Here is a 23,685-nt window from a genome sequence, read left to right as displayed (position 1 = left end):
GGGCGGCCGGGGATAGGTTCCGGTGCATGGCCATCGATCCCCGCAGCCCCGACGCCTCGTACCTGGAGTTCTGGGGCGAGCCCCTGCTGTGCACCCTGACCACGCCCCGGCCCGACGGCACGCCGCACATGGTCCCGGTGTGCGTCACCTACGACCCCGGGGCGGGCATCGCGCGGGTGATCACGGGCAGGCACAGCCGCAAGGTCGCCCATGTGCTGGCGGCCGGCCCGGAAGGGGCACGGGTCGCGGTCTGCCAGGTGGAGGGGAAGCGCTGGGCGACGCTGGAGGGCGTGGCACGCATCCGCACCGAGGCGGACGCGGTCGCCGACGCGGTCGCGCGGCACACGGCGCGCTACCGCCGCACGCCGCGGCCGAACCCGGACAGGGTCGTGATCGAGATCGCCCTCACCCGGGCGATGGGGCGCACCTGAGCGGTGCGGCGCCCGGAGCGGTGCCGCGGCGGCCTGCGCCGGGCCCGTCCGGGGGCAGCACAACGGCGCCATCGTGTTTCAGGTCCACGATGGCGCCGCTGTGTGGGGGAAGCACCTGAGCGGTCTGTAACGACGGGGGAACCGCTCAGGCACTGCGGGGGGTGGCGGTGGTGTCGGTTTCGACGAGCTGGTGGTCCCGCGCGTCGAGGTTGACAAAGATCATTCCGTACCGGATCGCACACCGGACGGGCTGCGGTGCACCTCGCGGCCGACGAAGGCACCGGTACGCCCGGACATCCTCGTCCTCTTCGCGCGCGACGACGATCGGCTCGCCGAACAGGGTGACCATCAACGAGTCGCCACGGTGGGGGATGGCCGTGACGAGGTCGATGAAATGCCACCCGGAACGGTAGGCCGAGGCCATCTCGCGCCGGAAAACACGGTCGTCCGGAGGGATGGTCATGCTGCTGCACCCGCCGGGGCGGAGTTCCAGCCACTGTCCATCGGTGCGGAGTTCCAGCCGCTGTCCAGCGCTGCCGAGTTCCAGCCACTGTCCAGGGCGGCCGAGTTCCAGCCACTGTCCGTCGGGGTCGAGTCCCAGCCGCTGTCCGGCGGAGGCACGGCCGCCGCCGTGACACTGCCCAGGGCCGGGTCCAGGGCACTGGCGGCACCGAAGACCACGGTCGCAGAGAAGACAGTGGCAAGCACCGAGCGAAGCATTCTCTTGCGCATAGTCGGCTTCGTCCTTACTTGATGGTTTCTTCTCCCCCGCACCACAGACGATGACCCATGCAGGCATGTCAATGCCACAGCCCCGATGCATCATGTTCCTGTAGCTACAGGACCCTGGGGGGTGGAGCATTGCCTAGGAACGAGACAAAACAGTCACATCCCCATGGGGTCACGGAGATGTGCACCGAGGGATCGAGACTTTACGTCAGCGCGCTCAGCACGGGACGAATCGCTCGAATCGACGTGGAAGCCGCACCATGCCTGCTCGAATTGGCCTTGCTCCACCCGGATCCGGACGATCCCCACTGGTTGCGTCCGGTTCCGCCGTCAGTCGCCCTTGCGCAACGTCTGCACCCGATCGAGCGGGAGATCCTGGACCGCCGCCGCCTGTCGATAGAACTGACGGACACCTTCGAACCCTTCATGGCCGTCAGCGCGCAGGCCCCGGCGAGCACCCACGCGATCACGGTGCTGGAGGGATTCGACCGGATCAACGCCGCGCTCAACCTCGCCACCGCCGAGTGCCACACGGAGATGCTGACGATCCAGCCCGGCGGCGGACGCAGCGCCGACGTCCTGACCGAGGCACTGGAACGAGACAGGCTGCTCGTCGACCGGGGCGTCAGCATCCGGACTCTCTACCAGCACACCGTCAGATACAGCCAGGGCACGCTCGCCTACGTGGAACGGATATCGGCCGGGAAGGCGCAGATCCGCACCCTGGAGGAGCTGATCGAGCGGCTCATCGTCTTCGACCGCACCGTCGCCTTCATCCCGGCGAGCGACGACCGGCGCGTCGCCCTGGAGCTGCGGCACCCCGGGCTCGTCGAGTACCTCATCAAGGTGTTCGAGCAGCTCTGGCAGCGAGCGGTCCCGCTGATGGACGACGCCCCGTACCAGCCCACCCCGGACGGCATCTCCGGGGTGCAGCGCTCGATCGCCAAACTGCTGATCGAGGGCCATGTGGACGAGGCGATCGCCCGCAGGCTGGGCATGAACGTCCGGACCTGCCGCGCGCACATCGCCAAGCTGGCCGCCGCGCTCGGGAGCGGGAGCCGGGCCCAACTCGGCTACCTCATCGCGCAGTCCGGCATCCTCAACAGCGACGCCTGAGACCCCGGGGAGCCGCCCGGCGCCCCCGCACGGCCTCCCTGACGCGGCGTCCACCGCGGCGGCGCCCCGGCCGGGCCCGGACCCGCCGGGACCCGGCCGAGGGCCGTGAGCGGCCCTCCAGGGGCCCTGACGGGCCGTCGCACGGGAAGGCGCGCGCCCCCGCACGACGACGGCGGGGGCCCGGGCGCTCTGCCGCGCCCCGGCCCCCGCCGTCCGTCCGTCGTCGTCCTGCCCGCTCAGTCCCCGCGGCGCTTGGGGCGCCAGACCACCAGGGCGCCGGTCTGCTGCACGTCCTGATAGGGCACCAGGTCGCGGCGGTAGGAGGCGTGCACCTGGGCCTCGCGCTGCCGCATGGCCGCCGCGGCGCCCTCCACGGCCGCGCTCAGCTCGGCGACCCGGCTCTGCAACGCGGCGACCTGGTTCTCCAGCTCGATGATGCGCTTGATGCCCGCCAGGTTGATGCCCTCGTCCTGCGACAGCTGCTGCACGGTGCGCAGCAGCTCGATGTCCCGGGCCGAGTACCGGCGACCGCGGCCGGCGGTGCGGTCCGGGGAGACGAGCCCCAGGCGGTCGTACTGACGCAGGGTCTGCGGATGCAGCCCCGACAGCTGCGCGGCCACCGAGATCACGTACACCGGTGAGTCGTCGGTCAGTTCGTAGGGGTTGCGGCTGCGCCCCGGACGGCCGTCCATGTCACGCTCCCTTCGCTGCCTGGAACAGCTCTGCCCTCGGGTCCTCCTCCGCGGTGGCCTCGCGGTAGGACTCCAGTGCCTCCCGTGCCTTGTCGCCCAGGTCCACGGGGACGGTGACCTCGACCGTCACCAGCAGGTCGCCGCGGGTGCCGTCCTTGCGTACGGCCCCCTTGCCCCGGGCGCGCATGGTCCGCCCGTTGGGGGTGCCCGCGGGCAGCTTCAGTGTCACCGGCGGGCCGCCCAGGGTGGGGACCTTGACCTCGCCGCCGAGCGCGGCCTCGGCGAAGGTGACCGGCACGGTGACGGTGAGGTTGTCGCCCTTGCGGCCGAAGACGGGGTGGGTGTCGACGTGGACGACGACGTACAGGTCGCCGGCCGGGCCGCCGCGCTCGCCCGGCGCGCCCTTGCCGCGCAGCCGGATGCGCTGCCCGTCGGAGACGCCCGCGGGGATGCGGACCTGCATGGTGCGCGAACTGCGCGCACGGCCGCTGCCCTTGCAGACCTCGCAGGGGGTCTCGGCGATCAGGCCGCGCCCCTTGCAGTCCACGCACGGGTCGGTCAGCGAGAAGGAACCGCTGCCGCCGCGCGAGACCTGCCCGGTACCGACGCAGGTCGGGCACACCCGGGGGGTGCCGTTCTTGTCGCCGGTGCCCGAGCACGCCTTGCACGGCGCCTGGCTGGACATCCGCAGGGGCACGGTGGCCCCGTCCACGGCCTCGGTGAAGCTGAGCGTCACCTCGGACTCGACGTCCTGGCCGCGCCGGGGCTGGGTGCGGGTGCCGCCGCCGGGGCCGCGGTTGAACAGCCCGCCGAAGACGTCCCCGAGACCGCCGCCGAAGCCGCCCGCGCCGCCCGGCTGGCCCCCGCCCTGGGCGCCCCCGAAGAGGTCGCCCAGGTCGAAGTTGAAGTTGCCGCCGCCGGCACCCGGCCCGGCCCGGAAGCCTCCGTTGCCGAACAGGGCGCGCGCCTCGTCGTACTCCTTGCGCCGCTTGGGGTCGCCGAGGACGTCGTTCGCCTCGGAGATCTCCTTGAAGCGCGCCTCGGCCCTGGCGTCGCCCTTGTTGGCGTCCGGGTGGTTCTCGCGGGCGAGCTTCCGGTACGCCTTCTTGATCTCGGCTTCGGTGGCGTCCTTGGGGACGCCGAGAACCTTGTAGTAGTCCTTCTCGACGAAGTCCTTCGTGCTCATCGACGTCCCTCCTTCCGGACGTTTCGTGCGTCAGCCCTCCTCGGGGCCACCGCTCTCCTCGTCGGCCTGCTTGTCTTCCTTGCCCGCCGGAGCCGCGCCCGGCTGGGGCTCGGCCACGGCGACCCGCGCGGGGCGGATGGTGCGCTCGCCGATGCGGTACCCCGGCTGGAGCACCGCGACGCATGTGGTCTCGGTGACGTCCGGTGCGTAGGAGTGCATCAGGGCCTCGTGCACGGTCGGGTCGAAGGGCTCGCCCTCCTTGCCGAACTGCTGGAGCCCCATCTTGGCGACCGCGGTCTCCAGGGACTCGGCGACGGACTTGAAACCGCCCACCAGCTCCCCGTGGTCCCGCGCGCGGCCGATGTCGTCGAGCACGGGCAGGAGGTCGGTCAGCAGCGTCGCCGTGGCGATCTCCTTGACCGTGACCCTGTCCCGCTCGACCCGGCGGCGGTAGTTCTGGTACTCGGCCTGCAGCCGCTGGAGGTCGGCGGTGCGCTCGCCGAGCGCGCTGCGGACCTGGTCCAGCTGGGCCGTGAGGCCGGCCGTCTGCGCTGCGTCCCCTGCCGGGGCCGCCGTGTCCTCCTTCTCGGGGGACTCGGCGGTCTCCGCGGCGTCGTCGGGTGTGGCGCCCGAGGGGACGTCGGGCTTCTCCTCGAAGCCCGGAGTCTCCTCACTCACGCGGCACCGCCCTTGGCGTCCTTCTCGTCGTCCACGATCTCGGCGTCGACGACGTCGTCGTCGGCCTTCGGCTGCTCGCCGCCGGGGGCACCGGCCGCGGCGCCCTCGGGGGCGGCGTTGGCGTAGAGGGCCTGGCCGAGCTTCTGGGAGACGGCCGCGACCTTCTCGGTGGCGGTGCGGATCTCCGCGGTGTCCTCGCCCTTGAGCTTCTCCTTCAGCTCGGCGACGGCGGTCTCGACCTCGGTCTTGACGTCACCGGGGACCTTGTCCTCGTTGTCCTTGAGGAACTTCTCGGTCTGGTAGACGAGCTGCTCGCCCTGGTTGCGGCTCTCGGCGGCCTCGCGGCGGCGGTGGTCCTCGTCCGCGTACTGCTCGGCCTCCTGGCGCATCCGGTCGACCTCGTCCTTCGGCAGCGAGGAGCCGCCGGTGACGGTCATCTTCTGCTCCTTGCCCGTGCCCAGGTCCTTCGCGGTCACGTGCATGATGCCGTTGGCGTCGATGTCGAAGGAGACCTCGATCTGCGGGACGCCGCGCGGGGCCGGCGGGAGGCCGGTCAGCTCGAACATGCCGAGCTTCTTGTTGTACGCCGCGATCTCGCGCTCGCCCTGGTAGACCTGGATCTGCACCGACGGCTGGTTGTCCTCGGCCGTGGTGAAGATCTCGGACCGCTTGGTCGGGATCGTGGTGTTGCGCTCGATCAGCTTGGTCATGATGCCGCCCTTGGTCTCGATACCGAGGGACAGCGGGGTGACGTCGAGGAGCAGGACGTCCTTGACCTCGCCCTTGAGGACACCGGCCTGGAGCGAGGCGCCGATGGCGACGACCTCGTCCGGGTTCACGCCCTTGTTGGCCTCCTTGCCGCCGGTCAGCTCCTTGACGAGCTCCGCGACGGCGGGCATGCGGGTGGAACCGCCGACCAGGACCACGTGGTCGATCTCGGACAGCTCGATGCCGGCGTCCTTGATGACGTTGTGGAAGGGGTGCTTGCAGCGCTCCAGCAGGTCCGAGGTGAGCTGCTGGAACTGCGCCCGGGTGAGCTTCTCGTCGAGGTGCAGGGGGCCCTCGGCGGAGGCCGTGATGTACGGCAGGTTGATGGACGTCTCGGTGGAGGACGACAGCTCGATCTTGGCCTTCTCCGCCGCCTCGCGCAGGCGCTGGAGGGCCATCTTGTCCTTGGACAGGTCGACGCCGTGGCCGCTCTGGAACTGCTTGACCAGGTAGTCGACGACGCGCTGGTCCCAGTCGTCACCACCGAGGTGGTTGTCGCCGTTGGTGGCCTTGACCTCCACCACGCCGTCGCCGATCTCCAGCAGCGAGACGTCGAAGGTGCCGCCGCCGAGGTCGAAGACGAGGATCGTCTGGTCGTCCTTGTCGAGGCCGTAGGCGAGCGCGGCCGCCGTCGGCTCGTTGACGATGCGCAGGACGTTCAGGCCCGCGATCTCGCCGGCCTCCTTGGTGGCCTGGCGCTCGGAGTCGTTGAAGTACGCGGGGACGGTGATCACCGCGTCGGTGACCTTCTCGCCCAGGTAGGACTCGGCGTCGCGCTTCAGCTTCTGCAGGATGAAGGCGCTCATCTGCTGCGGGTTGAAGGTCTTGCCGTCGAGCTCGATCTTCCAGTCCGTGCCCATGTGGCGCTTGACGGAGCGGATGGTCCTGTCGACGTTGGTGACCGCCTGGCGCTTGGCGACCTCGCCGACCAGCACCTCGCCGTTCTTGGCGAAGGCGACGACGGACGGCGTGGTCCTGGCGCCCTCGGCGTTGGTGATGACGGTGGGCTCGCCGCCTTCGAGAACGCTGACGACGGAGTTAGTCGTGCCCAGGTCGATGCCGACCGCACGTGCCATTTTCGATTCCTCCAGCTGACCTGACTTGAGTGGATCTGGCTCAAGGATGCATGACGCCCCCCGAGGAGTCAACAGACCTGAGTCGAGGGCACTCAACTTTTATCCCGCCCTTACAGGCACCTCCGCCCGCCCGCGTGGCGCATCCGCCCGCCCCGCACCCCTCTGCCAGAGTCATACACGGATAAATCGGTCAGGATCCACTCCCCCGACGCCGAAGGGCGGGCACCCATGGCAGCCAGGTCGACCCCGCGCACCCCGCACCCGCTGTCGGCGGCGGGAACCGGCCACCCTCTCAAGCGGGCCGTCGACCTCACGGGGGCCCTGCTTCTGCTGCTGGCGCTGTCACCGCTGCTGCTGGGTGCCGCCGTGGCCGCGGCGGCGTCCGGAGGGCCGGCGCTGCGGCGGAGCGAGCGGCTGGGCCTCGGCGGCCGCACCTTCACGATGCTGACCTTCCGGACCACCCGCGACGGCACCCTGACCCCGGCCGGGCGGTTGCTGCGCCGCCGCCGCCTCGACGTGCTCCCCCAGCTGGTCAACGTGGTGCGCGGGGAGATGTCCCTGGTCGGGCCCCGGCCCCTGGCGGGCCCCCCGGGGCACTCGGCGGCGGCCCGCGCCCGCCTCGCGGTCCGCCCCGGCATGACCGGCCTCTGGCAGGTCGGCGGGCGCTCGGAGCTGCCCTGGGAGGAAATGGGCGTGCTCGACCTGCATTATGTGGAGCAGCACTGGCTCGGACTGGACCTGCTGATCCTGGTCCGCACGGTGCCCGCGGTGATCCGCGGGCGCCGGCCCGCGCCGGCGGTGCGAGCGGTGCCGGTCAGGGTTGCCTGAGCGACACAGATCACCGCCCGCCCAACTACAGTGCGGCGGAATAACTGGGTAGTCTCAGCACGGACTAAATAAGTTACCGCTTAGTAGTAGTGCCGGACCACCCACCCTCGCAGGCCCGAGGAGCCTCCCATGCAACTCGCCGCGATCATCGTGTCGCTGACCCTGACCGTGGTCGGCGTCGCGCTCATCTCCCGAGCGGTCGCGCAGATCTACCGGTTCGTCACGCTCGGCCAGCCGGTCCCCGCCGGCAGCCGCACGGACGACCCGAAGGCCCGCACGACCACGCTGGTCAAGGAGTTCCTCGGCCACACGCGGATGAACCGCTGGGGCATCGTCGGATTCGCGCACTGGTTCGTGGCCATCGGGTTCCTGACGCTGCCGCCCACCCTGCTCCAGGCCTACGGGCAGCTCTTCCAGGCCGACTGGGTGCTCCCGGTCCTCGGCGGCTTCCTGCCGTTCGAGATGTACATCGAGTTCATCGGCCTGATGACGGTCGTCGGCATCCTCGTGCTGATGGCCGTCCGGCTGCTGAGCCTGCCCTCGCGGGCCGGCCGGAAGTCCCGCTTCGCCGGCTCGAAGGCCTGGCAGGCGTACTTCGTCGAGTACGTGATCCTCGTCATCGGCCTGGCCATCCTGGTGCTGCGCGGCCTGGAGGGCGCGATCCACCACGTGGCGGGCTACGAGGCCGCGTACTTCGTGTCGTACCCGCTGGTCCTCGCCTTCGACGGACTGGACCTCGGCACCCTCCAGACGCTGATCTACTTCACCGCCATGGTCAAGATCGGCACCTCGCTGATCTGGATGATCACCGTCTCGCTGAACACCAACATGGGTGTGGCCTGGCACCGCTTCCTCGGCTTCCCGAACATCTGGTTCAAGCGCAACGCCGACGGGGCCTCCGCCCTCGGCGGCCTCCAGCCGATGACCTCCGGCGGCAAGCCGATCGACTTCGAGGACCCGGGCGAGGACGACGTCTACGGCGTCTCCCAGGTCGAGCAGTTCTCCTGGAAGGGCATCCTCGACTTCTCCACCTGCACCGAGTGCGGCCGCTGCCAGTCGCAGTGCCCCGCCTGGAACACCGGCAAGCCGCTCTCCCCCAAGCTCCTGATCATGTCCCTGCGCGACCACGCGCACGCCAAGGCCCCCTACCTGCTGGCCGGCGGCGGCAAGGACATGGAGGGCGAGGAGAGGGCCTCCGAGGAGCAGCTGCGCGACGTGCCCGCGGCCGCACTGGCGGAGGCCGAGCGCCCGCTGATCGGCACCGTCGAGGAGAACGGGGTCATCGACCCGGACGTCCTGTGGTCCTGCACCACCTGCGGTGCCTGCGTCGAGCAGTGCCCCGTCGACATCGAGCACATCGACCACATCGTCGACATGCGCCGCTACCAGGTCATGATCGAGTCCTCGTTCCCGTCCGAGGCGGGCACGATGCTCAAGAACCTGGAGAAGAAGGGCAACCCCTGGGGCCTGGCCAAGAAGCAGCGCGTCGAGTGGACCAAGGAGGTCGACTTCGAGGTCCCGATCGTCGGCAAGGACGTCGAGGACCTGAGCGAGGTCGACTACCTCTACTGGGTCGGCTGCGCGGGCGCCCTGGAGGACCGGGCCAAGAAGACCACCAAGGCCTTCGCCGAGCTGCTCCACATCGCGGGCGTGAAGTTCGCGATCATGGGCGGCGACGAGAAGTGCACCGGCGACTCGCCCCGCCGCCTCGGCAACGAGCCGCTCTTCCAGCAGCTCGGCCAGGAGAACGTGGCCATGCTCAACATGGCCTTCGGCGAGGACGACGAGGACGAGTCGACGAGGAAGCCCACGTCGGCCAAGAAGATCGTCGCCACCTGCCCGCACTGCTTCAACACGATCGCCAACGAGTACCCGCAGCTCGGCGGCGAGTTCGAGGTCATCCACCACACCCAGCTGCTCCAGCACCTCATCGACGAGGGCCGGCTGGTCCCCGTCACCCCGGTCGAGGGCCTGATCACCTACCACGACCCCTGCTACCTGGGCCGCCACAACAAGGTCTACACGCCGCCGCGCGAGATCATGGACAAGGTGCCCGGCCTGCGCCAGCAGGAGATGCACCGCCACAAGGAGCGCGGCTTCTGCTGCGGCGCCGGCGGTGCCCGGATGTGGATGGAGGAGCGGATCGGCAAGCGCGTCAACGACGAGCGCGTGGACGAGGCGCTGTCGCTCAACCCCGACATCGTCTCCACCGCCTGCCCGTTCTGCCTCGTGATGCTCACCGACTCGGTGAACGGCAAGAAGAACGACGGCAAGGCGCCCGAGTCCCTGCAGGTGGTCGACGTCGCGCAGCTGCTGCTCGACTCGGTCAAGACCCCGCCGACCGACCCGGATCCCAGCGCCGAGGCGGAGGACGCCCCGGAGCCGGAGCCGGTGAAGTAGCACCACGCGCCGAACGCACCGCCACGGGCGGGGAGCGGCCGGACCCGCCTCGGGGGCGGGACCGGCCGCTCGTGCCGTTCCCGGCGGGGGACGCCGTTCCCGGCGCGCGGGGCGGCTCAGCCGCCCCGCGCGGCCCGGACCCTGCCTGACCTCGGCGGACTTCGGGCCTCTCGCCCCCCCCCGCGGGCATCCCTTAGGGGATGTCACAGGTCGGCCGCAAAGGCCCCCCGGATCCCCACCCGCGGCCACCGGCGGTGCACGGACCGGGTACGTTCGATGACGTGGCTGGATTCAGGATCGGACGCGGCCGGGACAACCGCACCCCGCAACAACCGCAGGCCCAGGCGCCCCAGGCGCCCGGCCCCTACCAGGGCACGCCTCCGTACGGGCAGCCGCCGCAGTGGCAGCACACCGGCGGACCGCAGGCGTACCGGCAGGGCGGGACGCACGGCGGGAGCGAGGAGCCCGAGTACTTCGGCGAGCCGCACCACCCCGCCCACCAGGGCGGTCACGACCCGTACCGCGCCGCGGCCGACAACCCCGGGCACACGCGGGCCTTCAGCATCCAGGACGACGACGTGTACGGCGACGGCGCCACCTACCGCGCCGGCTCCGCCCCCGCCGCCCCCACCGGCCCGCGGCTGCACTGGAAGCAGCTGCTGAGCGGCATCGTGCTGCGCCCCGGCCCCACCTTCCTCCAGATGCGCGACTACCCCGTCTGGGGACCGGCGCTGGTCGTCACCTTCCTCTACGGGCTGCTCGCGCTCTTCGGCTTCGACGAGCCCCGCGAGGAGGTGATCAACGCGACGCTCTCCACGGCCGTCCCGGCGGTGCTGAGCGTGGGCGTCACCTTCGTCGTCGGCGGTCTGATCCTCGGCGCGGTCACCCACACCCTGGCGCGCCAGATCGGGGGCACCGGGTCCTGGCAGCCGACCGTCGGCCTCTCCATGCTGGTCATGTCCCTCACGGACGCCCCGCGACTCGTCTTCGCGATGTTCCTGGGCGGGGAGAACTCCCTGGTCCAGGTGGTGGGTTGGCTGACCTGGCTGGCCGCCGGCGCGCTGTTCACCTCCATGGTGAGCAAGTCCCACGACCTGCCGTGGCCCAAGGCGCTCGGGGCGTCGGCCATCCAGCTGATCGCCCTGCTGTCGATCATCAAGCTCGGCACCATCTGATCCACCGCCGGGGCCGGAGCGAGCCCGGTCGCGTCCTCCACCGCCCGGCCCCACGCGGCTCCACGGGGGCAGGCGAGGCAGGGTCAAGGAGCGTGCATGGCCCACTACTTCGCCTTCGGCTGCTTCCTGCTGCTGGGCGTCGCCGGCTCACTGGCGGCCCGCACCGGGTACCGGGGCGGGGTCCCCGACCGGGCCAACGGCTACGAGGTCCCGGCCTGTGTGGCGTCCGACCCCGTCCTGCGGGCGCGCGCCAACGGGCTGGTGGCCTTCTGGTGCACCGGGTCCGCGCTGCTGAGCTTCGCTGCGCTGGTGCCGTTGGGAAGCGTGGTCCTGCGCGGCGGGAGCGGGTCCCTCTCCACCCCGGGGCTGGTCGCCCTCGCCCTGTACGGCCTGGTCGTGGTGGTCGTGGGGGCCTACCCGTTCGAGAGGATCAAGCACCTCGGCGTATCCGCCGAGCGCTGAACGGCCCGCGCGCCCGGCCGGCCCGGCCGCGCCGCCCCGCGGCGGCCCGCGGGCCCGGGTGGGCACGCGGGTCCGGCCACCGTCAGCGGACGCGCCCCGCCCGCAGGGTCGAGACCGGCCGTCCAGGGGCGAATGGCAGGCTTGAACCGGGCGGTGGAACACCATGGGCCCCGTGCTCGTCGCCCCTGATCGGGACGGTGGGGGTGGGCCTTCGTCCCATCAGGTGCCCCGTCGTTTCTGCGACGCGCTCGGCGGCGGGTTCATCCACCACGTCCCCGACCGCAACAGCGGCCACAACCCGGCCGAGGGCCGGGCCGCGATGCGTCGGACGGCCGAGATGATCCGATCGGCCGGCTTCGACGTGGACCCGGAGTTCTGGCCGATCGACGGCGCGGCCGACTGCACCCAGAGCTACGCGGGCTGCTCCGACAGCCCCGTCGCCAAGTAGCTCCGGCACAAGCGGAGCGACCGAACCTCAGTGCTTCAGCCGCCCGGTATCGTGCCGGGCGGCTGACGCCGTGAACGAGAACGGACAGGTAGTGACTGACGCTCGCAGCACCGCATGGGACACGTACTCGCAGAGCAAGCCCCAGCGGCGGAAGACCAACGCCGAGGGCGAGACCACGTGGTTCAACTGGACCCAGTACCCGGACCACGGCCCCAGGGCTGATGTGCTCCAGCTCAACCCGGGAGACAGTGCACTCGACCTCGGGTGCGGGTCTGGAGGGAACGCCGCTCACCTCGCAACGCTCGGCATGACGTCCGTCGGGATCGACCTCTCCGCCAAGCAGCTCGACAAGGCACGCGAGCGGTGGCCGGGCGTGGACGGGATGGAACTCCACCAGGCCGACGCCCTCACCTACCTCGGAGACACGTTCACGATCTTCGATGCGGTCTACAGCGTGTTCGGCGCTGCCTGGTTCACCGACCCCGGCCTACTGCTGCCGGTCGTTGGCGCGAACCTCAAGCCGGGTGGCGTGTTCGCCTTCTCCCAACGGCCCCCGGTTGAAGGGTGCTACGGCTGCCAGGCGTCATACATCCCGCGCGGACCCGAAGAAGACCCCGCTGTCGTCAAGAGGTGGGACTACGAACCCGATGTGTGGGCGCTGATTCTCAAGGAACACGGCTTCGTGGACGTGTCAGCGTCCGTGCTTGCCCCGCCCCCGGGGAGTCGCCGCACAGGCACCCTGTTCGTCCGGGGCATCCAAGGAGGCTAGGGCAGGGGTACTGGTCTGAACCGACGAGAGCCTCCGACAGCCACCCGTCAGGACAGCCGCCGGGGCGGTGGCCAGAAGCGCTCCGGCCGGTCACTGGCCGGACCGGGCACATGACCTACCTCCGAGAATTCTCGGAGGTCGCCGTGGTGGAGCGGATCCCATAGGTGTGCTGGGCAACGGCGTCGTACGGCCGTGATCCGGCGTTCATGGGCGAATGGCAAGCTTGAACCATGAACGATGCCGCCCCGGCGCCCACCCCCGCGCCCCGCCGCCGTGCCCGTGTCCGTGCCCCCGAGCTGATCGGCAAGGGCGGCTGGATCAACACCGGGGGCACCGAGCTGACCCTCGCCGACCTGCGGGGCAAGTGCGTTGTCCTCGATTTCTGGACCTTCTGCTGCATCAACTGCCTCCATGTGCTGGACGAGCTGCGCGAGCTGGAGGAGAGGCACCGCGACACGGTGGTCGTCGTCGGCGTCCACTCGCCCAAGTTCGTCCACGAGGCCGAGCACCGGGCGGTCGTCGACGCCGTCGAGCGGTACCAGGTGCACCACCCCGTGCTGGACGACCCCGAGCTCGCCACCTGGAAGCAGTACGCCGTGCGCGCCTGGCCCACACTGGTGGTGATCGACCCCGAGGGGTACGTGGTGGCCCAGCACGCGGGCGAGGGTCATGCCCACGCCATCGAGCGGCTCGTCACGGAGCTGGAGGCCGAGCACGAGGCCAAGGGGACGCTGCGCCGCGGGGACGGTCCGTACGTGCCTCCGGAGCCGGTCGCCACCGACCTGCGCTTCCCCGGCAAGGCGCTGCGGCTGCCCTCGGGCAACCTGCTGGTCTCGGACTCCACCCGCAGCGAGCTGGTGGAGCTGGAGGCGGACGGCGAGACGGTGGTCCGCAGGGTCGGCCGGGGCGTGTTCAACGAGCCCCAGGGACTCGCGCTGCTGCCGGACGGGCGGGTGGCGGTCGCCGACACGGTCAACCACGCGATCCGCGCCTTCGACCCGGAGAGCGGGGCCGTGGAACTGCTCGCGGGCACCGGGCGCCAGTGGTGGCAGGGCGAGCCGGTCGCGGGGCCCGCCCGCGAGGTGTCGCTGTCCTCGCCGTGGGACGTGGCCTGGTGGGGCGACCGCCTGTGGATCGCGATGGCGGGCGTCCACCAGCTGTGGACGTACGACCCGGCCGCGGGAACGGTGGCGGCGGCGGCGGGCACCACGAACGAGGGGCTCGTCGACGGCCCGGCGGAGCAGGCGTGGTTCGCGCAGCCCTCGGGGCTCGCGGCGGCCGGGGACCGGCTCTGGATCGCCGACGCGGAGACCTCCGCGCTGCGCTGGATCGACCGGGAACTCACCGTGCACACGGCCGTGGGCACCGGCCTGTTCGACTTCGGCCACCGGGACGGCGAGGCGGGGCAGGCGCTGCTCCAGCACCCGCTCGGGGTGACCGCCCTGCCGGACGGCTCGGTGGCGGTGAGCGACACCTACAACCACGCGCTGCGCCGCTACGACCCGGTGGCGGACGCGGTGACCACGCTGGCGACGGACCTGCGCGAGCCGAGCGGCGCCGTGCTCGACGGCGAGGAGATCGTGGTCGTGGAGTCCGCCCGGCACCGGCTGACCCGGCTGAGGCTTCCCGAGGAGGCGGTGCGGGTGGACGCGGTCGCCCACCGCACCCGGCGGGCGGCGACGGACGTGGCCCCGGGCGTGCTCCGCGTGGACGTGGTCTTCCAGGCCCCGGCGGGCCAGAAGCTGGACACCCGCTACGGTCCGTCGACCCGCTTGCTGGTCTCCTCCACGCCGCCCGGGCTGCTGCGGTCCGGTGAGGGTGCGGGGACGGACCTGAGCCGGGAGGTGGAGGTCGACGCGTCGGTCGGCGAGGGGGTGCTGCACGTCTCGGCGATGGCGGCGTCCTGCGACGACGATCCCGCGAACGCGTACCCGGCCTGCCATGTGCACCAGCAGGACTGGGGCGTGCCCGTGCGGGTGGTCGAGGGCGGCTCGGCCCGGCTGCCGCTGGTCCTGGCGGGCATGGACGCGGAGGCGTAGGGCCGCGGCGCGCCCCCCTGCCCCGGTGCGCCGGGGCAGGGGGGCGCGCCGGTCTCAGCCCTCCAGGAAGGCGAGGAGGGCGCTCGCGAGCAGGTGCGGGTCGTCCGCGCCGCACAGCTCGCGGGCGCTGTGCATGGAGAGGATCGCGATGCCGATGTCGACGGTGTGGATGCCGTGGCGGGCGGCCGTGATCGGGCCGATGGTGGTGCCGCAGGGCATCGCGTTGTTGGAGACGAAGGTCTGCCACGGCACGCCGGCCTTCTCGCAGGCGGCGGCGAACACCGCGCGCCCGGAACCGTCGGTGGCGTAGCGCTGGTTGACGTTGACCTTGAGGATGGGGCCGCCGTTGGCGCGCGGGTGGTGCGTGGGGTCGTGGCGCTCGCCGTAGTTGGGGTGGACCGCGTGGCCGGTGTCGGAGGAGAGGCAGACGGTGCCGGCGTAGGCGCGGGCGCGGTCCTCCAGGGTGCCCCCGCGGGAGAACACCGAGCGCTCCAGGACGGACCCGAGCAGCGGGCCGTCGGCGCCGGTGTCGGACTGGGAGCCGTTCTCCTCGTGGTCGAAGGCGGCGAGCACGGGGATGACGGGCAGCTCCTCGGCGCCGCGGCCGGTGGCGGCCGCGCAGAGGGCGGTGGTCCCGGCGTGCACGGAGACCAGGTTGTCCATGCGGGGCCCGGCCACCAGCTCCTGGTCGCGGCCGAGGTAGGCGGGCGGTTCGACGGAGTGGAGCATCAGGTCCCAGCCGGTGGTCTCCCCCTCCGGGACACCGGACTCCGCCTCCAGGAAGCGGAGGAGGTCGCCCTCCTCGGCCTCGCCGAGTCCCCAGACGGGCTGCATGTGGCGCTGGCGGTCGAGCTTGAGGCCGTCGGTGTTGACCGAGCGGTCGAGGTGGACGGCGAGCTGGGGGACGCGCAGCAGCGGGCGGTCGACGGAGACGAGGCGGTGGGAGCCGTCGCGGAGGGTGAGCCGGCCGGCGATGCCGAGGTCGCGGTCGAGCCAGGTGTTGAGCAGCGTGCCGCCGTAGATCTCGACGGCGATCTGGCGCCAGCCGTACGAGCCGGAGTCGGGCAGCGGCTTGACCCGCAGGTTGGGGGAGTCGGTGTGGGCGCCGACGATCCTGAAGGGGGTGTGGGCGGAGGCGCTCTCGGGCACGTACCAGGCGATCAGCGCCCCGCCGCGCAGGACGTACCGGCCGCCGGACGAGCCGTCCCAGGCGTCCGTCTCCCTGAGCTGGCGGAACCCCGCCTTCTCCAGGCGCTCGGCGGCTGCCGCGACCGCGTGGTAGGGGGTCGGAGCGGCGCTGAGGAAGGACATCAGGTCGTCCGTGTGGCCGCGGTCGAAGGGGGAGGTCGCGGCCGGCGTGGGGGCGGGTTCGCTGCTGCTCATGTGGTTCACCTTAACGAGGGGCGTGCGGGCGGTGGTTGCCTTGCGCGCTCGCCCCCGGTCGGGAGGCCGTGTGGGCCGCCTGCGGGCAGTTGACATGACAGGGCCGCCGCCCGACGGGTCGGGCGGCGGCCTGGTGCCTGTGTACCGGTAGAGACTAGAACGCGGCCTCGTCCAGGTCCATCAGGGAGCCGTCCACGCTCTCGGCGAGCGAGCGCTCGACGGAGACGCCGGGCAGGACGTTCGCGGCGAAGAACTTCGCGGCGGCGATCTTGCCCTGGTAGAAGGCCCTGTCCTTGGCGGAGGCGGTCTCCAGCTTCTCGGCGGCCACGGCCGCGCCGCGCAGCAGCAGGTAGCCGACGACGACGTCGCCGGAGGCCATCAGCAGGCGGGTGGTGTTGAGGCCGACCTTGTAGATGCTCCTGACGTCCTCGCCGGTGGCGATGAGGTCGTTGGTCATCGTGCCGACGATCGCCTCCAGGTCGACGGCGGCCTTGGCGAGGGCGTCGCGGGCGCCGGCCAGCTCCTCGCCGCCGGTGCCGACCGCGAGGAACTTCTTGATCTCCTCGGAGAGGGTGTTCAGCGCCTGGCCCTGGTCGCGGACGATCTTCCGGAAGAAGTAGTCCTGGCCCTGGATGGCGGTGGTGCCCTCGTAGAGGGTGTCGATCTTGGCGTCCCGGATGTACTGCTCGACCGGGTACTCCTGGAGGTAGCCGGACCCGCCGAAGGTCTGCAGCGACTGGGCGAGCTGCTCGTAGGAGCGCTCGGAGCCGTAGCCCTTGACGATGGGCAGCAGCAGGTCGTTGAGGGCCACCAGGGACTTGGCGTCCTCGCCGGCGGCCTCCTTGAGGGCGATCTCGTCCTGGACGGCGGCGGTGTAGAGGACGAGGGCGCGCATGCCCTCGGCGTACGCCTTCTGCGTCATGAGGGAGCGGCGCACGTCGGGGTGGTGCGTGATGGTGACCTTGGGGGCGGTCTTGTCCATGAAGTTCACCAGGTCCTGGCCCTGGACGCGCTCCTTGGCGTACTCCAGGGCGTTCAGGTAGCCGGTGGAGAGGGTGGCGATGGCCTTCGTGCCGACCATCATCCGGGCGAACTCGATGATCATGAACATCTGGCGGATGCCGTCGTGCTTGTCGCCGATCAGCCAGCCCTTGGCGGGGTGGCGGTCGCCGAAGGTGATCTCGCAGGTGTTGGACGCCTTGAGGCCCATCTTGTGCTCGACGTTGGTCGCGTAGACGCCGTTGCGCTCGCCGAGCTCGCCGGTCTCCCAGTCGAAGTGGTACTTCGGCACGAGGAAGAGGGAGAGGCCCTTGGTGCCCGGACCGGCGCCCTCGGGGCGGGCGAGGACGTAGTGGAGGATGTTCTCCTCCATGTCGTGCTCACCGGAGGTGATGAAGCGCTTCACGCCCTCGATGTGCCAGGAGCCGTCCTCCTGCTGGACGGCCTTGGTGCGGCCGGCACCGACGTCGGAGCCGGCGTCGGGCTCGGTGAGCACCATGGTGGAGCCCCAGCGCTTCTCGACCGCGATCTGGGCGATCTTCTTCTGGGCCTCGTTGCCCTCCTCGAAGAGGATGCCGGCGAAGGCGGGGCCGGAGGAGTACATCCAGATGGCCGGGTTGGAGCCGAGCAGCAGTTCGGCGTAGGACCACACCAGCGAGCGGGGCGCGGTGGTGCCGCCGATCTCCTCCGGCAGGCCCAGGCGCCAGTACTCGGAGTCCATGAAGGCCTCGTAGCTCTTCCTGAAGGACGCCGGGACGGGCGCGGTGTTGGTGGCCGGGTCGAAGACCGGCGGGTTGCGGTCGGCGTCCGCGAAGGACTCGGCGAGCTCGTTCTCCGCGAGGCGGGCGATCTCCTCGAGGATGGACTTCGCCGTGTCGACGTCCATCTCCTCGAACGGGCCGGTGCCGTACAGCTTGTCGCGCCCGAGGACCTCGAAGAGGTTGAACTCGATGTCGCGGAGATTCGACTTGTAGTGCCCCATGGCGACGGCTCCGTAAGCAATCGGGAGATGGACGGGTGGTCCATGTACCAGTTAGTAGCTTCGATGATGCTACCGACCGGTAATAAGATGCAAGCCCCACCCGGCCATCTGTGACACGGCTCGCGCACCGGACCCGGTTCCCGGGGGCGCCCCGAAGGGTGCGGACGGAGTGCGCCAGGGGCCCCCGCGGGGCGCTCGCAGTCGGTACCCTTGCGCACATGTACGGCTACGACCAGCCCCCGGGCGCCCAGCAGTACGTGCCGCAGCAGCCCGGTTACGGGCAGCAGCCGCTGTACCCGGAACCGTCGCCGCCCTCCCTCTCCGACGCGGTGCGGGCCTTCACCACCGGGGCGATGTCCGCCGAGGACTTCCAGCAGATCTTCGCCACCTCCAAGGTGTACTGCCCCCGCGGGGACAACCCCGGCTTCCTCGCGCTGCACAACACGCAGCAGCCGGTCATCCCCATGTTCACCACCCTGAAGCAGCTGCGGAGGTACGCGGGGAAGGAGTCCAAGTACTTCGTGATCACCGGCGCCGAGGTGATCGACCTGCTGCCGACGGGGTACGGCTTCGTCCTCGACATGGAGGGGGAGCACCGCATGGTCTTCGACGCCAAGGCCGTCGAGCAGATGGTGGACTTCGCGATGCGGCGGATGTACGGCTGAGCGACCGCGCGGCGGCCACCGGGCCGGCGCGCGGGAAGAACGGGACGACGCCCGGGGAATCCTCCCCGGGCGTTGCGCGTTACCGGTGGCAAGAAGTTCATTCTTCAACTAACCTGGTCGCACAAGGAGGTCCCGCCATGCCCGCCGTGACGGTCGAGAACACCCTGGCCCTGCCCCGTGTCGAGGCTCCCGCCGAGGCCGCCGCCCGGCCCGTGCACGCCGTGACCACGGCGCCCGGCGGCTTCGAGGGGGAGGGCTTCCCGGTTCGCCGCGCGTTCGCCGGGATCGACTACCGCCACCTCGACCCGTTCATCATGATGGACCAGATGGGCGAGGTGGAGTACCGGCCCGGCGAGCCGAAGGGGACCCCCTGGCACCCCCACCGCGGCTTCGAGACGGTCACGTACATCATCGACGGGATCTTCGACCACCAGGACTCCCACGGCGGTGGCGGCACGATCACCGACGGCGACACCCAGTGGATGACGGCGGGCTCCGGCCTGCTGCACATCGAGGCGCCCCCCGAGCACCTGGTCGTCTCGGGCGGCCTCTTCCACGGCCTCCAGCTGTGGGTGAACCTCCCGGCCGCGGACAAGATGATGGCGCCCCGCTACCAGGACATCCGCGGCGGCAGCGTCCGGCTGCTCACCTCCCCCGACGGCGGAGCCCTGCTGCGCGTGATCGCGGGCGGGCTGGACGGCCACCAGGGCCCCGGCATCACCCACACCCCGATCACCATGGTCCACGCGACCCTGGCCGCCGGCGCGGAGGTCACGCTGCCGTGGCGCGAGGACTTCAACGCCCTCGCCTACGTCCTCGCGGGCCGCGGCACCGTCGGCGCCGAGCGCCGGCCGATCCGGCTGGGCCAGACGGCCGTCTTCGGCCACGGCGGCTCGGTGACCGTCCGCGCGGACGAGAAGCAGGACTCCCCCGCCCCCGACCTCGACGTCGTCCTCCTCGGCGGACGGCCGATCCGCGAACCCATGGCCCACTACGGCCCGTTCGTGATGAACACCCGCGCCGAGCTGCAGCAGGCCTTCGACGACTTCCGCAGGGGCCTGCTGGGCACCGTCCCCGCGGTCCACGGGATGCGGCCCTCCGGCCCGGCCGGAGGCTGAGCCCGGCACCTCCCGGCACGGCCCCGCCGCACCCGCCACCCCGGCGGGCGCGGCGGGGCCGTCCGCCGCCACGCCCGTACGGCCCCGCCACGGGCGCCCCTTTTGGGGAGCCTGCTCCCGGAAGCATCCACTTCATGGTGGTGACCGGAGCACCATCGCGACGCACGCCCGGTGTGACCCGGCCACCACCGCGGCACGGAAGGGCGGGGAGCCCGGCCCCCCTCCGGTGCCCCGGGGCACCGCGAAGCCCCCCGAAGCGCCCACGGGGCCCCGCCGCCTCCCCCTCCCGCCCCGCGAGCCCCGCGGCCCTGATGGTCCGCGGTGCACCGGCGGCCGGATCTGTGTGACCGCTGCACCTGGGCCGCGCACCCCGGAAGGCCGCACGGTGAAGTGGCTGAGATCGGCCCCAGGGGGAGAGGGAGAGAACCGATGAGCGTGACAGGACTCGGGCTGGCGTCGGGACAGGGCCGGCGGTTCGTGCCCGAAGGGCTGGTGGGGGAGCTCAGTGCGGAGCTGTTCGCCTCGCTTCCGCGCAGCGACCAGCGGCGCAAGGGGGAGATGTATCTGAGGGGGCTGCTGACCGCCGAGGGGCGCAAGTCGATCCGCAACATCGCGGCCTGCGTCGGCGACCGCGCCGCCGAGCAGAGCCTGCACCACTTCATCGCCTCGTCCACCTGGGACTGGGGACCCGTGCGCGCGGCTCTGACCCGCGCGGTGGAACGTGCCCTGCGGCCCGGGGCCTGGGTGGTGCGGCCGGTGGTGATCTCCAAGGCCGGGACGGAGTCCGTGGGGGTGGCACGGAGGTTCATCTCCGACCTCGGGCAGACGGTCAACAGCCAGGTCGCCTACGGCGCCTGGGCGGTCGGCGAGGAGCACAGCTGCCCGGTCAACTGGCGGCTCGCGCTCGGCGAGGAGGGAGGCGGCGGGCCGGGTCCCCGCGCCTCCTACGCCTCCGAGGCCCGGCTGACCACCCCGCTGGAGCGGGCCGCCTCCGCGGTGCTCGAACTGCGCGACTGGACCGGCGGGGTGGACCGCCCGGTGGTGCTGGACCTGCCGGAGCTGGACCCGGTCGCGGTGGCCCGCCGGTTCGCCGGGACCCGCACCGGGTTCGTGGTGCCGGTCCGCGGCGCGACCCGGGTCCGCTGCGTGGACCCGGCGGTGCCCGGCAGCGGCACCACCGACCTCGCGGCCCACCAGCTGCTGCTGCAGATCCGCACCCTGCGCCGCCCGGTCACCTGGACGGACCCGGACACCCTCCGGTCCCGCACCAGCCTGGTGGCACAGGTCCGGGTGCACCTCCCGCAGTCCGCGCGGACGATGCTGCTGCTCGGCGAGTGGACGGACCCGCGGGGCTGGCCGGAGCGCTGCTGGGTCAGCGACCTGGGGAACGTCTCCCCCGGGGCGCTGCTGCGGCTGGCCAAGCTCTCCAAGGTCGTCGACCGCGACTTCGAGGGCATCTCCCGGCAGGTCGGGCTCACCGACTTCGGCGGGCGGTCCTTCGAGGGGTGGCACCGGCACACCACCCTGGCGTCCGCCGCCCACACGGTGCGGATGCTCACCCTGGCCGAGGCCGAGGCGCTCAGCCGGCGGCCTGGCCGCTCCGCGGTCGGCGCCCTCGGCTGAGCACCTGGCGGGTGCGGTTCAGCTGGAGGGCGAGCTGGACCTGGAGCAGCCGCGCGGGCTTCTGCCAGTCCTCGCCCAGCAGTTCGGTGATCCTCTCCAGGCGCCGGGAGACGGTGTTGGGGTGCACGTGCAGGCTCTCCGCGGCCCGTGACGGGCTGCTGGAGGAGTCGAAGTACGCCTCCAGGGTGGGGACCAGCTCGGTGTACTGCTGGTCGTCGTAGTCCAGGACGGGCCCGATGGTGCCGTCGACGAAGCCGGCGACGTCGGGCTCGTCGGCCAGCAGCAGCCCCAGGAAGCCGAGCTGCCCGGGGGTCGCCGTGCCGCCGGGACCGCCCAGGGCGGTGAGGGCGTCCAGGCAGCGCCGCGCCTCCGCGTGGGTGCGGGTGATCGCCGTCGGGTCGGCGGTGGGACCGGCCGCCCCGGCGGTCACCGGAACGCCCAGCACCTCGCCCAGTTCACCCGCGACCCTGCGGGCGCACCCCTCGGGGTCGGTGCCCGGCAGCAGCAGGACGACCACGTCGCCGTCGACGGCCTTCAGGCCGTGGTGACGGTGGGCGTAGGAGGAGGTCCAGGTCACCGCACGGCCGCGGACGCCCTGCTCGGGCCGGGCCGCCACGAGCACATGGGGCTCGTCCAGGTCCACCGACAGGCGCCGGCCGTGCTCCACGAGCGCCTGCGCGGACTGCGAGGAGCCGCGGAGCAGGTCGCGCAGGAACTCCTCCCGCAACTGGCCCTCGGTGGCGGCCACCCCGTGCCGGAGCAGCAGGACCACCGCCGTCACCTGGGCGGTCAGTTCCAGCAGCTGCACCTGGTGGTCGGTGACGGTGTCCTCGGCCGCGAGGACGACCGCGCCGAGCATCTCGTCGCCCGCCGAGACGGAGGCCGCCCAGGTCCGGTCGTCGAGGCGGAGCGGCCGGCGCTCGGTGTGCGCGTCCAGCAGCAGCCGCCGCAGCTCGGCCTCGTCCGCCCCGGGTTCCGCCTTCGGCGGGTGGGCGGCCAGGGTGCGTCCGGCGGTGTCGCGGATCACCAGCGCGCCGCCGAGCTCCTCCGAGGAGCTGGCGGCGAGGACGCCCAGCCCGCCGCCGCCCAGCACCAGATCGAGCAGACGGCCGTGCACCCGGCGCAGGTGCACGGCCGCGGCGGAGGAGTCCAGGGCCCGGGTGGTGCCCTGTTCCAGCTCCACCACTTCGTGCCGTGTCTGTTCGAGGAGCCTCGCCTTCTCGATGGCCACGGCGGCCAGGTCGGCGAGCGAGCTCATCAGCGACACCTCGTCGGGCGAGAAGTGCCGCACATGGCGGTCCGCCACGTACAGGACCCCGAGGATGGAGCCGTCGTACTGCAGCGGGACGGCCATCACGGCGTGCAGTCCCTCCGCCCGGACGACCTCGTCGATCACCTCGCTGTGCACGAAGGTCTCGTCGGGCAGGTAGTCGGAGGTCCAGAACGGCGCGGTGCTGTCCGAGGCCCTGCGCCCCACGCCGCCGTCGAGCGGCACCGTGAAGCCGATGGTGAGCGCGGAGGCGTGGCCGTCGGCCGCGCGGACCCGGGAGCAGGCCGCCGGGAGGTCGTCGAAGGTCACCCAGGACATGTCGAGCCCGAGCAGCAGCCGCGCCCGCCGGGTGATGACCTTGAGCAGGGCGTCCAGGTCGTAGGGAAGGGTGAGGTCCCGTGCCGTGTCGACCAGGGCGGCGAGGCCGGCCTCGCGCTGCTGGCGCCGGGCGAACAGGGCCCGGATGCTCAGGCTGAGGTCGGTGGCGCGGACGAGCCGGGCGAGTTCGGCGCCGCCGGCGCCCGCCTCGCGGGCTCTGCGGACCAGATCCTCGAACGCGGCGGCCGGTGCCTCCTTCTCCAGCAGCTCCAGTATCTCGAAGGCCTCGTCAGCCACGGCTCCCCCTGCCCCCTCGTGCCTTCACGCACCACGGACCACCCCCGGACCGAGTCTCGCGGGCCTGAAAGTAATCGGTGGGTCACGTGATGGTCAACCGTCCCGGCGACGCACGTGAGCTGGTCAGAGACGCGGAGTGTGACCGGGTCACCACAGGTGATCGCTCACTCTGTCACCGGGACACCTTCTGAGGACGCAGCTCCACCGGCAACCTGATCAGCGTCCGCCCCGGT

21 protein-coding genes are annotated in these 23,685 nt (G+C 71.7%); 12 read left to right on the top strand and 9 right to left on the bottom strand.

Annotation, left to right across the window (positions count from 1 at the left end; translation table 11 throughout):
* Nucleotides 1-26 precede the first annotated feature (26 nt).
* Nucleotides 27-431 carry a pyridoxamine 5'-phosphate oxidase family protein gene (locus NPS70_RS03985; protein WP_256522550.1) on the top strand — a complete coding sequence of 135 codons (405 nt, stop codon included), beginning with the start codon at nt 27-29 and terminating at the stop codon, nt 429-431.
* 145 nt (nt 432-576) lie between these two features.
* On the opposite strand, the gene NPS70_RS03980 is transcribed toward NPS70_RS03985, so the two are convergent.
* Together NPS70_RS03980 and NPS70_RS03975 are read right to left on the bottom strand one after the other, a co-directional pair.
* On the bottom strand, nt 577-894 hold the full coding sequence (locus NPS70_RS03980; protein WP_256522549.1) for a (2Fe-2S)-binding protein: 318 nt from the start codon (nt 892-894) through the stop codon (nt 577-579).
* On the bottom strand, nt 891-1,139 hold the full coding sequence (locus NPS70_RS03975; RefSeq protein WP_256522548.1) for a hypothetical protein: 249 nt from the start codon (nt 1,137-1,139) through the stop codon (nt 891-893). Before NPS70_RS03975 ends, NPS70_RS03980 begins: the two co-directional genes overlap by 4 nt.
* Nucleotides 1,140-1,340: 201 nt before the next feature.
* Between NPS70_RS03975 and NPS70_RS03970 the strand changes: the two genes are divergently transcribed.
* A complete protein-coding gene (locus tag NPS70_RS03970; RefSeq protein ID WP_374211928.1) occupies nt 1,341-2,276 on the top strand; it encodes a helix-turn-helix transcriptional regulator in 936 nt (311 codons plus the stop codon).
* Between the two features lie 236 nt (nt 2,277-2,512).
* On the opposite strand, the gene NPS70_RS03965 is transcribed toward NPS70_RS03970, so the two are convergent.
* The 4 genes from NPS70_RS03965 to dnaK are packed head-to-tail and all read right to left on the bottom strand — an operon-like array spanning nt 2,513 to nt 6,676.
* Entirely contained in the window at nt 2,513-2,968 is a 456-nt protein-coding gene (locus NPS70_RS03965) for a heat shock protein transcriptional repressor HspR (protein WP_256522546.1), read from the bottom strand.
* Between the two features lies 1 nt (nt 2,969).
* Complete coding sequence (dnaJ, locus tag NPS70_RS03960) at nt 2,970-4,154, bottom strand: molecular chaperone DnaJ (RefSeq protein ID WP_256522544.1); 1,185 nt, start codon at nt 4,152-4,154, stop codon at nt 2,970-2,972.
* Between the two features lie 30 nt (nt 4,155-4,184).
* The gene (grpE, locus tag NPS70_RS03955; protein ID WP_256522543.1) at nt 4,185-4,832 is read right to left on the bottom strand and encodes a nucleotide exchange factor GrpE; all 648 of its coding nucleotides are present in this window, start codon (nt 4,830-4,832) and stop codon (nt 4,185-4,187) included.
* Entirely contained in the window at nt 4,829-6,676 is a 1,848-nt protein-coding gene (dnaK, locus tag NPS70_RS03950) for a molecular chaperone DnaK (RefSeq protein ID WP_256522542.1), read from the bottom strand. The genes grpE and dnaK overlap by 4 nt, the downstream gene beginning before the upstream one ends.
* Nucleotides 6,677-6,904: 228 nt before the next feature.
* On the opposite strand from dnaK, the gene NPS70_RS03945 reads away from it, so the two are divergent.
* The 7 genes from NPS70_RS03945 (at nt 6,905) to NPS70_RS03915 (ending at nt 14,797) form a co-directional block, all read left to right on the top strand.
* On the top strand, nt 6,905-7,504 hold the full coding sequence (locus NPS70_RS03945; protein ID WP_256522541.1) for a sugar transferase: 600 nt from the start codon (nt 6,905-6,907) through the stop codon (nt 7,502-7,504).
* A gap of 129 nt (nt 7,505-7,633) precedes the next feature.
* Complete coding sequence (locus tag NPS70_RS03940; protein WP_256522540.1) at nt 7,634-9,904, top strand: (Fe-S)-binding protein; 2,271 nt, start codon at nt 7,634-7,636, stop codon at nt 9,902-9,904.
* 281 nt (nt 9,905-10,185) lie between these two features.
* The gene (locus NPS70_RS03935; RefSeq protein WP_256522539.1) at nt 10,186-11,079 is read left to right on the top strand and encodes a Yip1 family protein; all 894 of its coding nucleotides are present in this window, start codon (nt 10,186-10,188) and stop codon (nt 11,077-11,079) included.
* Nucleotides 11,080-11,175: 96 nt separating this feature from the next.
* Nucleotides 11,176-11,541 (top strand): hypothetical protein, encoded by a 366-nt coding sequence (locus NPS70_RS03930; protein WP_256522538.1) that lies wholly within the window; start codon nt 11,176-11,178, stop codon nt 11,539-11,541.
* A 223-nt stretch (nt 11,542-11,764) separates the two neighbouring features.
* Nucleotides 11,765-11,989, top strand: a complete 225-nt coding sequence (locus NPS70_RS03925) for a hypothetical protein (protein WP_256522537.1) — start codon at nt 11,765-11,767, stop codon at nt 11,987-11,989.
* A gap of 91 nt (nt 11,990-12,080) precedes the next feature.
* The gene (locus NPS70_RS03920) at nt 12,081-12,758 is read left to right on the top strand and encodes a class I SAM-dependent methyltransferase (protein ID WP_360650233.1); all 678 of its coding nucleotides are present in this window, start codon (nt 12,081-12,083) and stop codon (nt 12,756-12,758) included.
* Between the two features lie 230 nt (nt 12,759-12,988).
* Nucleotides 12,989-14,797 (top strand): NHL domain-containing thioredoxin family protein, encoded by a 1,809-nt coding sequence (locus NPS70_RS03915; protein ID WP_256522535.1) that lies wholly within the window; start codon nt 12,989-12,991, stop codon nt 14,795-14,797.
* 54 nt (nt 14,798-14,851) lie between these two features.
* Here NPS70_RS03915 and NPS70_RS03910 read toward each other — a convergent pair whose 3' ends face one another.
* Both NPS70_RS03910 and NPS70_RS03905 read right to left on the bottom strand, forming a co-directional pair.
* Nucleotides 14,852-16,180 (bottom strand): M18 family aminopeptidase, encoded by a 1,329-nt coding sequence (locus tag NPS70_RS03910; RefSeq protein WP_256522534.1) that lies wholly within the window; start codon nt 16,178-16,180, stop codon nt 14,852-14,854.
* Between the two features lie 154 nt (nt 16,181-16,334).
* On the bottom strand, nt 16,335-18,161 hold the full coding sequence (locus tag NPS70_RS03905) for an acyl-CoA dehydrogenase (protein WP_256522533.1): 1,827 nt from the start codon (nt 18,159-18,161) through the stop codon (nt 16,335-16,337).
* Between the two features lie 218 nt (nt 18,162-18,379).
* Between NPS70_RS03905 and NPS70_RS03900 the strand changes: the two genes are divergently transcribed.
* The 3 genes from NPS70_RS03900 to NPS70_RS03890 all read left to right on the top strand — a co-directional run bounded on the left by NPS70_RS03900 (nt 18,380) and on the right by NPS70_RS03890 (nt 21,567).
* Entirely contained in the window at nt 18,380-18,826 is a 447-nt protein-coding gene (locus tag NPS70_RS03900; RefSeq protein ID WP_256522532.1) for an SseB family protein, read from the top strand.
* Between the two features lie 137 nt (nt 18,827-18,963).
* Entirely contained in the window at nt 18,964-19,944 is a 981-nt protein-coding gene (locus tag NPS70_RS03895) for a pirin family protein (RefSeq protein WP_256522531.1), read from the top strand.
* A 429-nt stretch (nt 19,945-20,373) separates the two neighbouring features.
* Entirely contained in the window at nt 20,374-21,567 is a 1,194-nt protein-coding gene (locus NPS70_RS03890) for a transposase (protein WP_256522530.1), read from the top strand.
* Here the strand turns inward: NPS70_RS03890 and NPS70_RS03885 are convergent.
* On the bottom strand, nt 21,524-23,452 hold the full coding sequence (locus tag NPS70_RS03885; protein ID WP_256522528.1) for a helix-turn-helix domain-containing protein: 1,929 nt from the start codon (nt 23,450-23,452) through the stop codon (nt 21,524-21,526). The genes NPS70_RS03890 and NPS70_RS03885 overlap by 44 nt on opposite strands.
* Between the last annotated feature and the right edge of the window lie 233 nt (nt 23,453-23,685).

The organism is Streptomyces sp. C10-9-1 (assembly GCF_024497955.1).
GTDB classification, from domain to species: domain Bacteria; phylum Actinomycetota; class Actinomycetes; order Streptomycetales; family Streptomycetaceae; genus Streptomyces; species Streptomyces sanyensis.
Note: the sequence above shows the minus strand (reverse complement) of the source record. Positions and strands in the feature narration are given on the sequence as shown.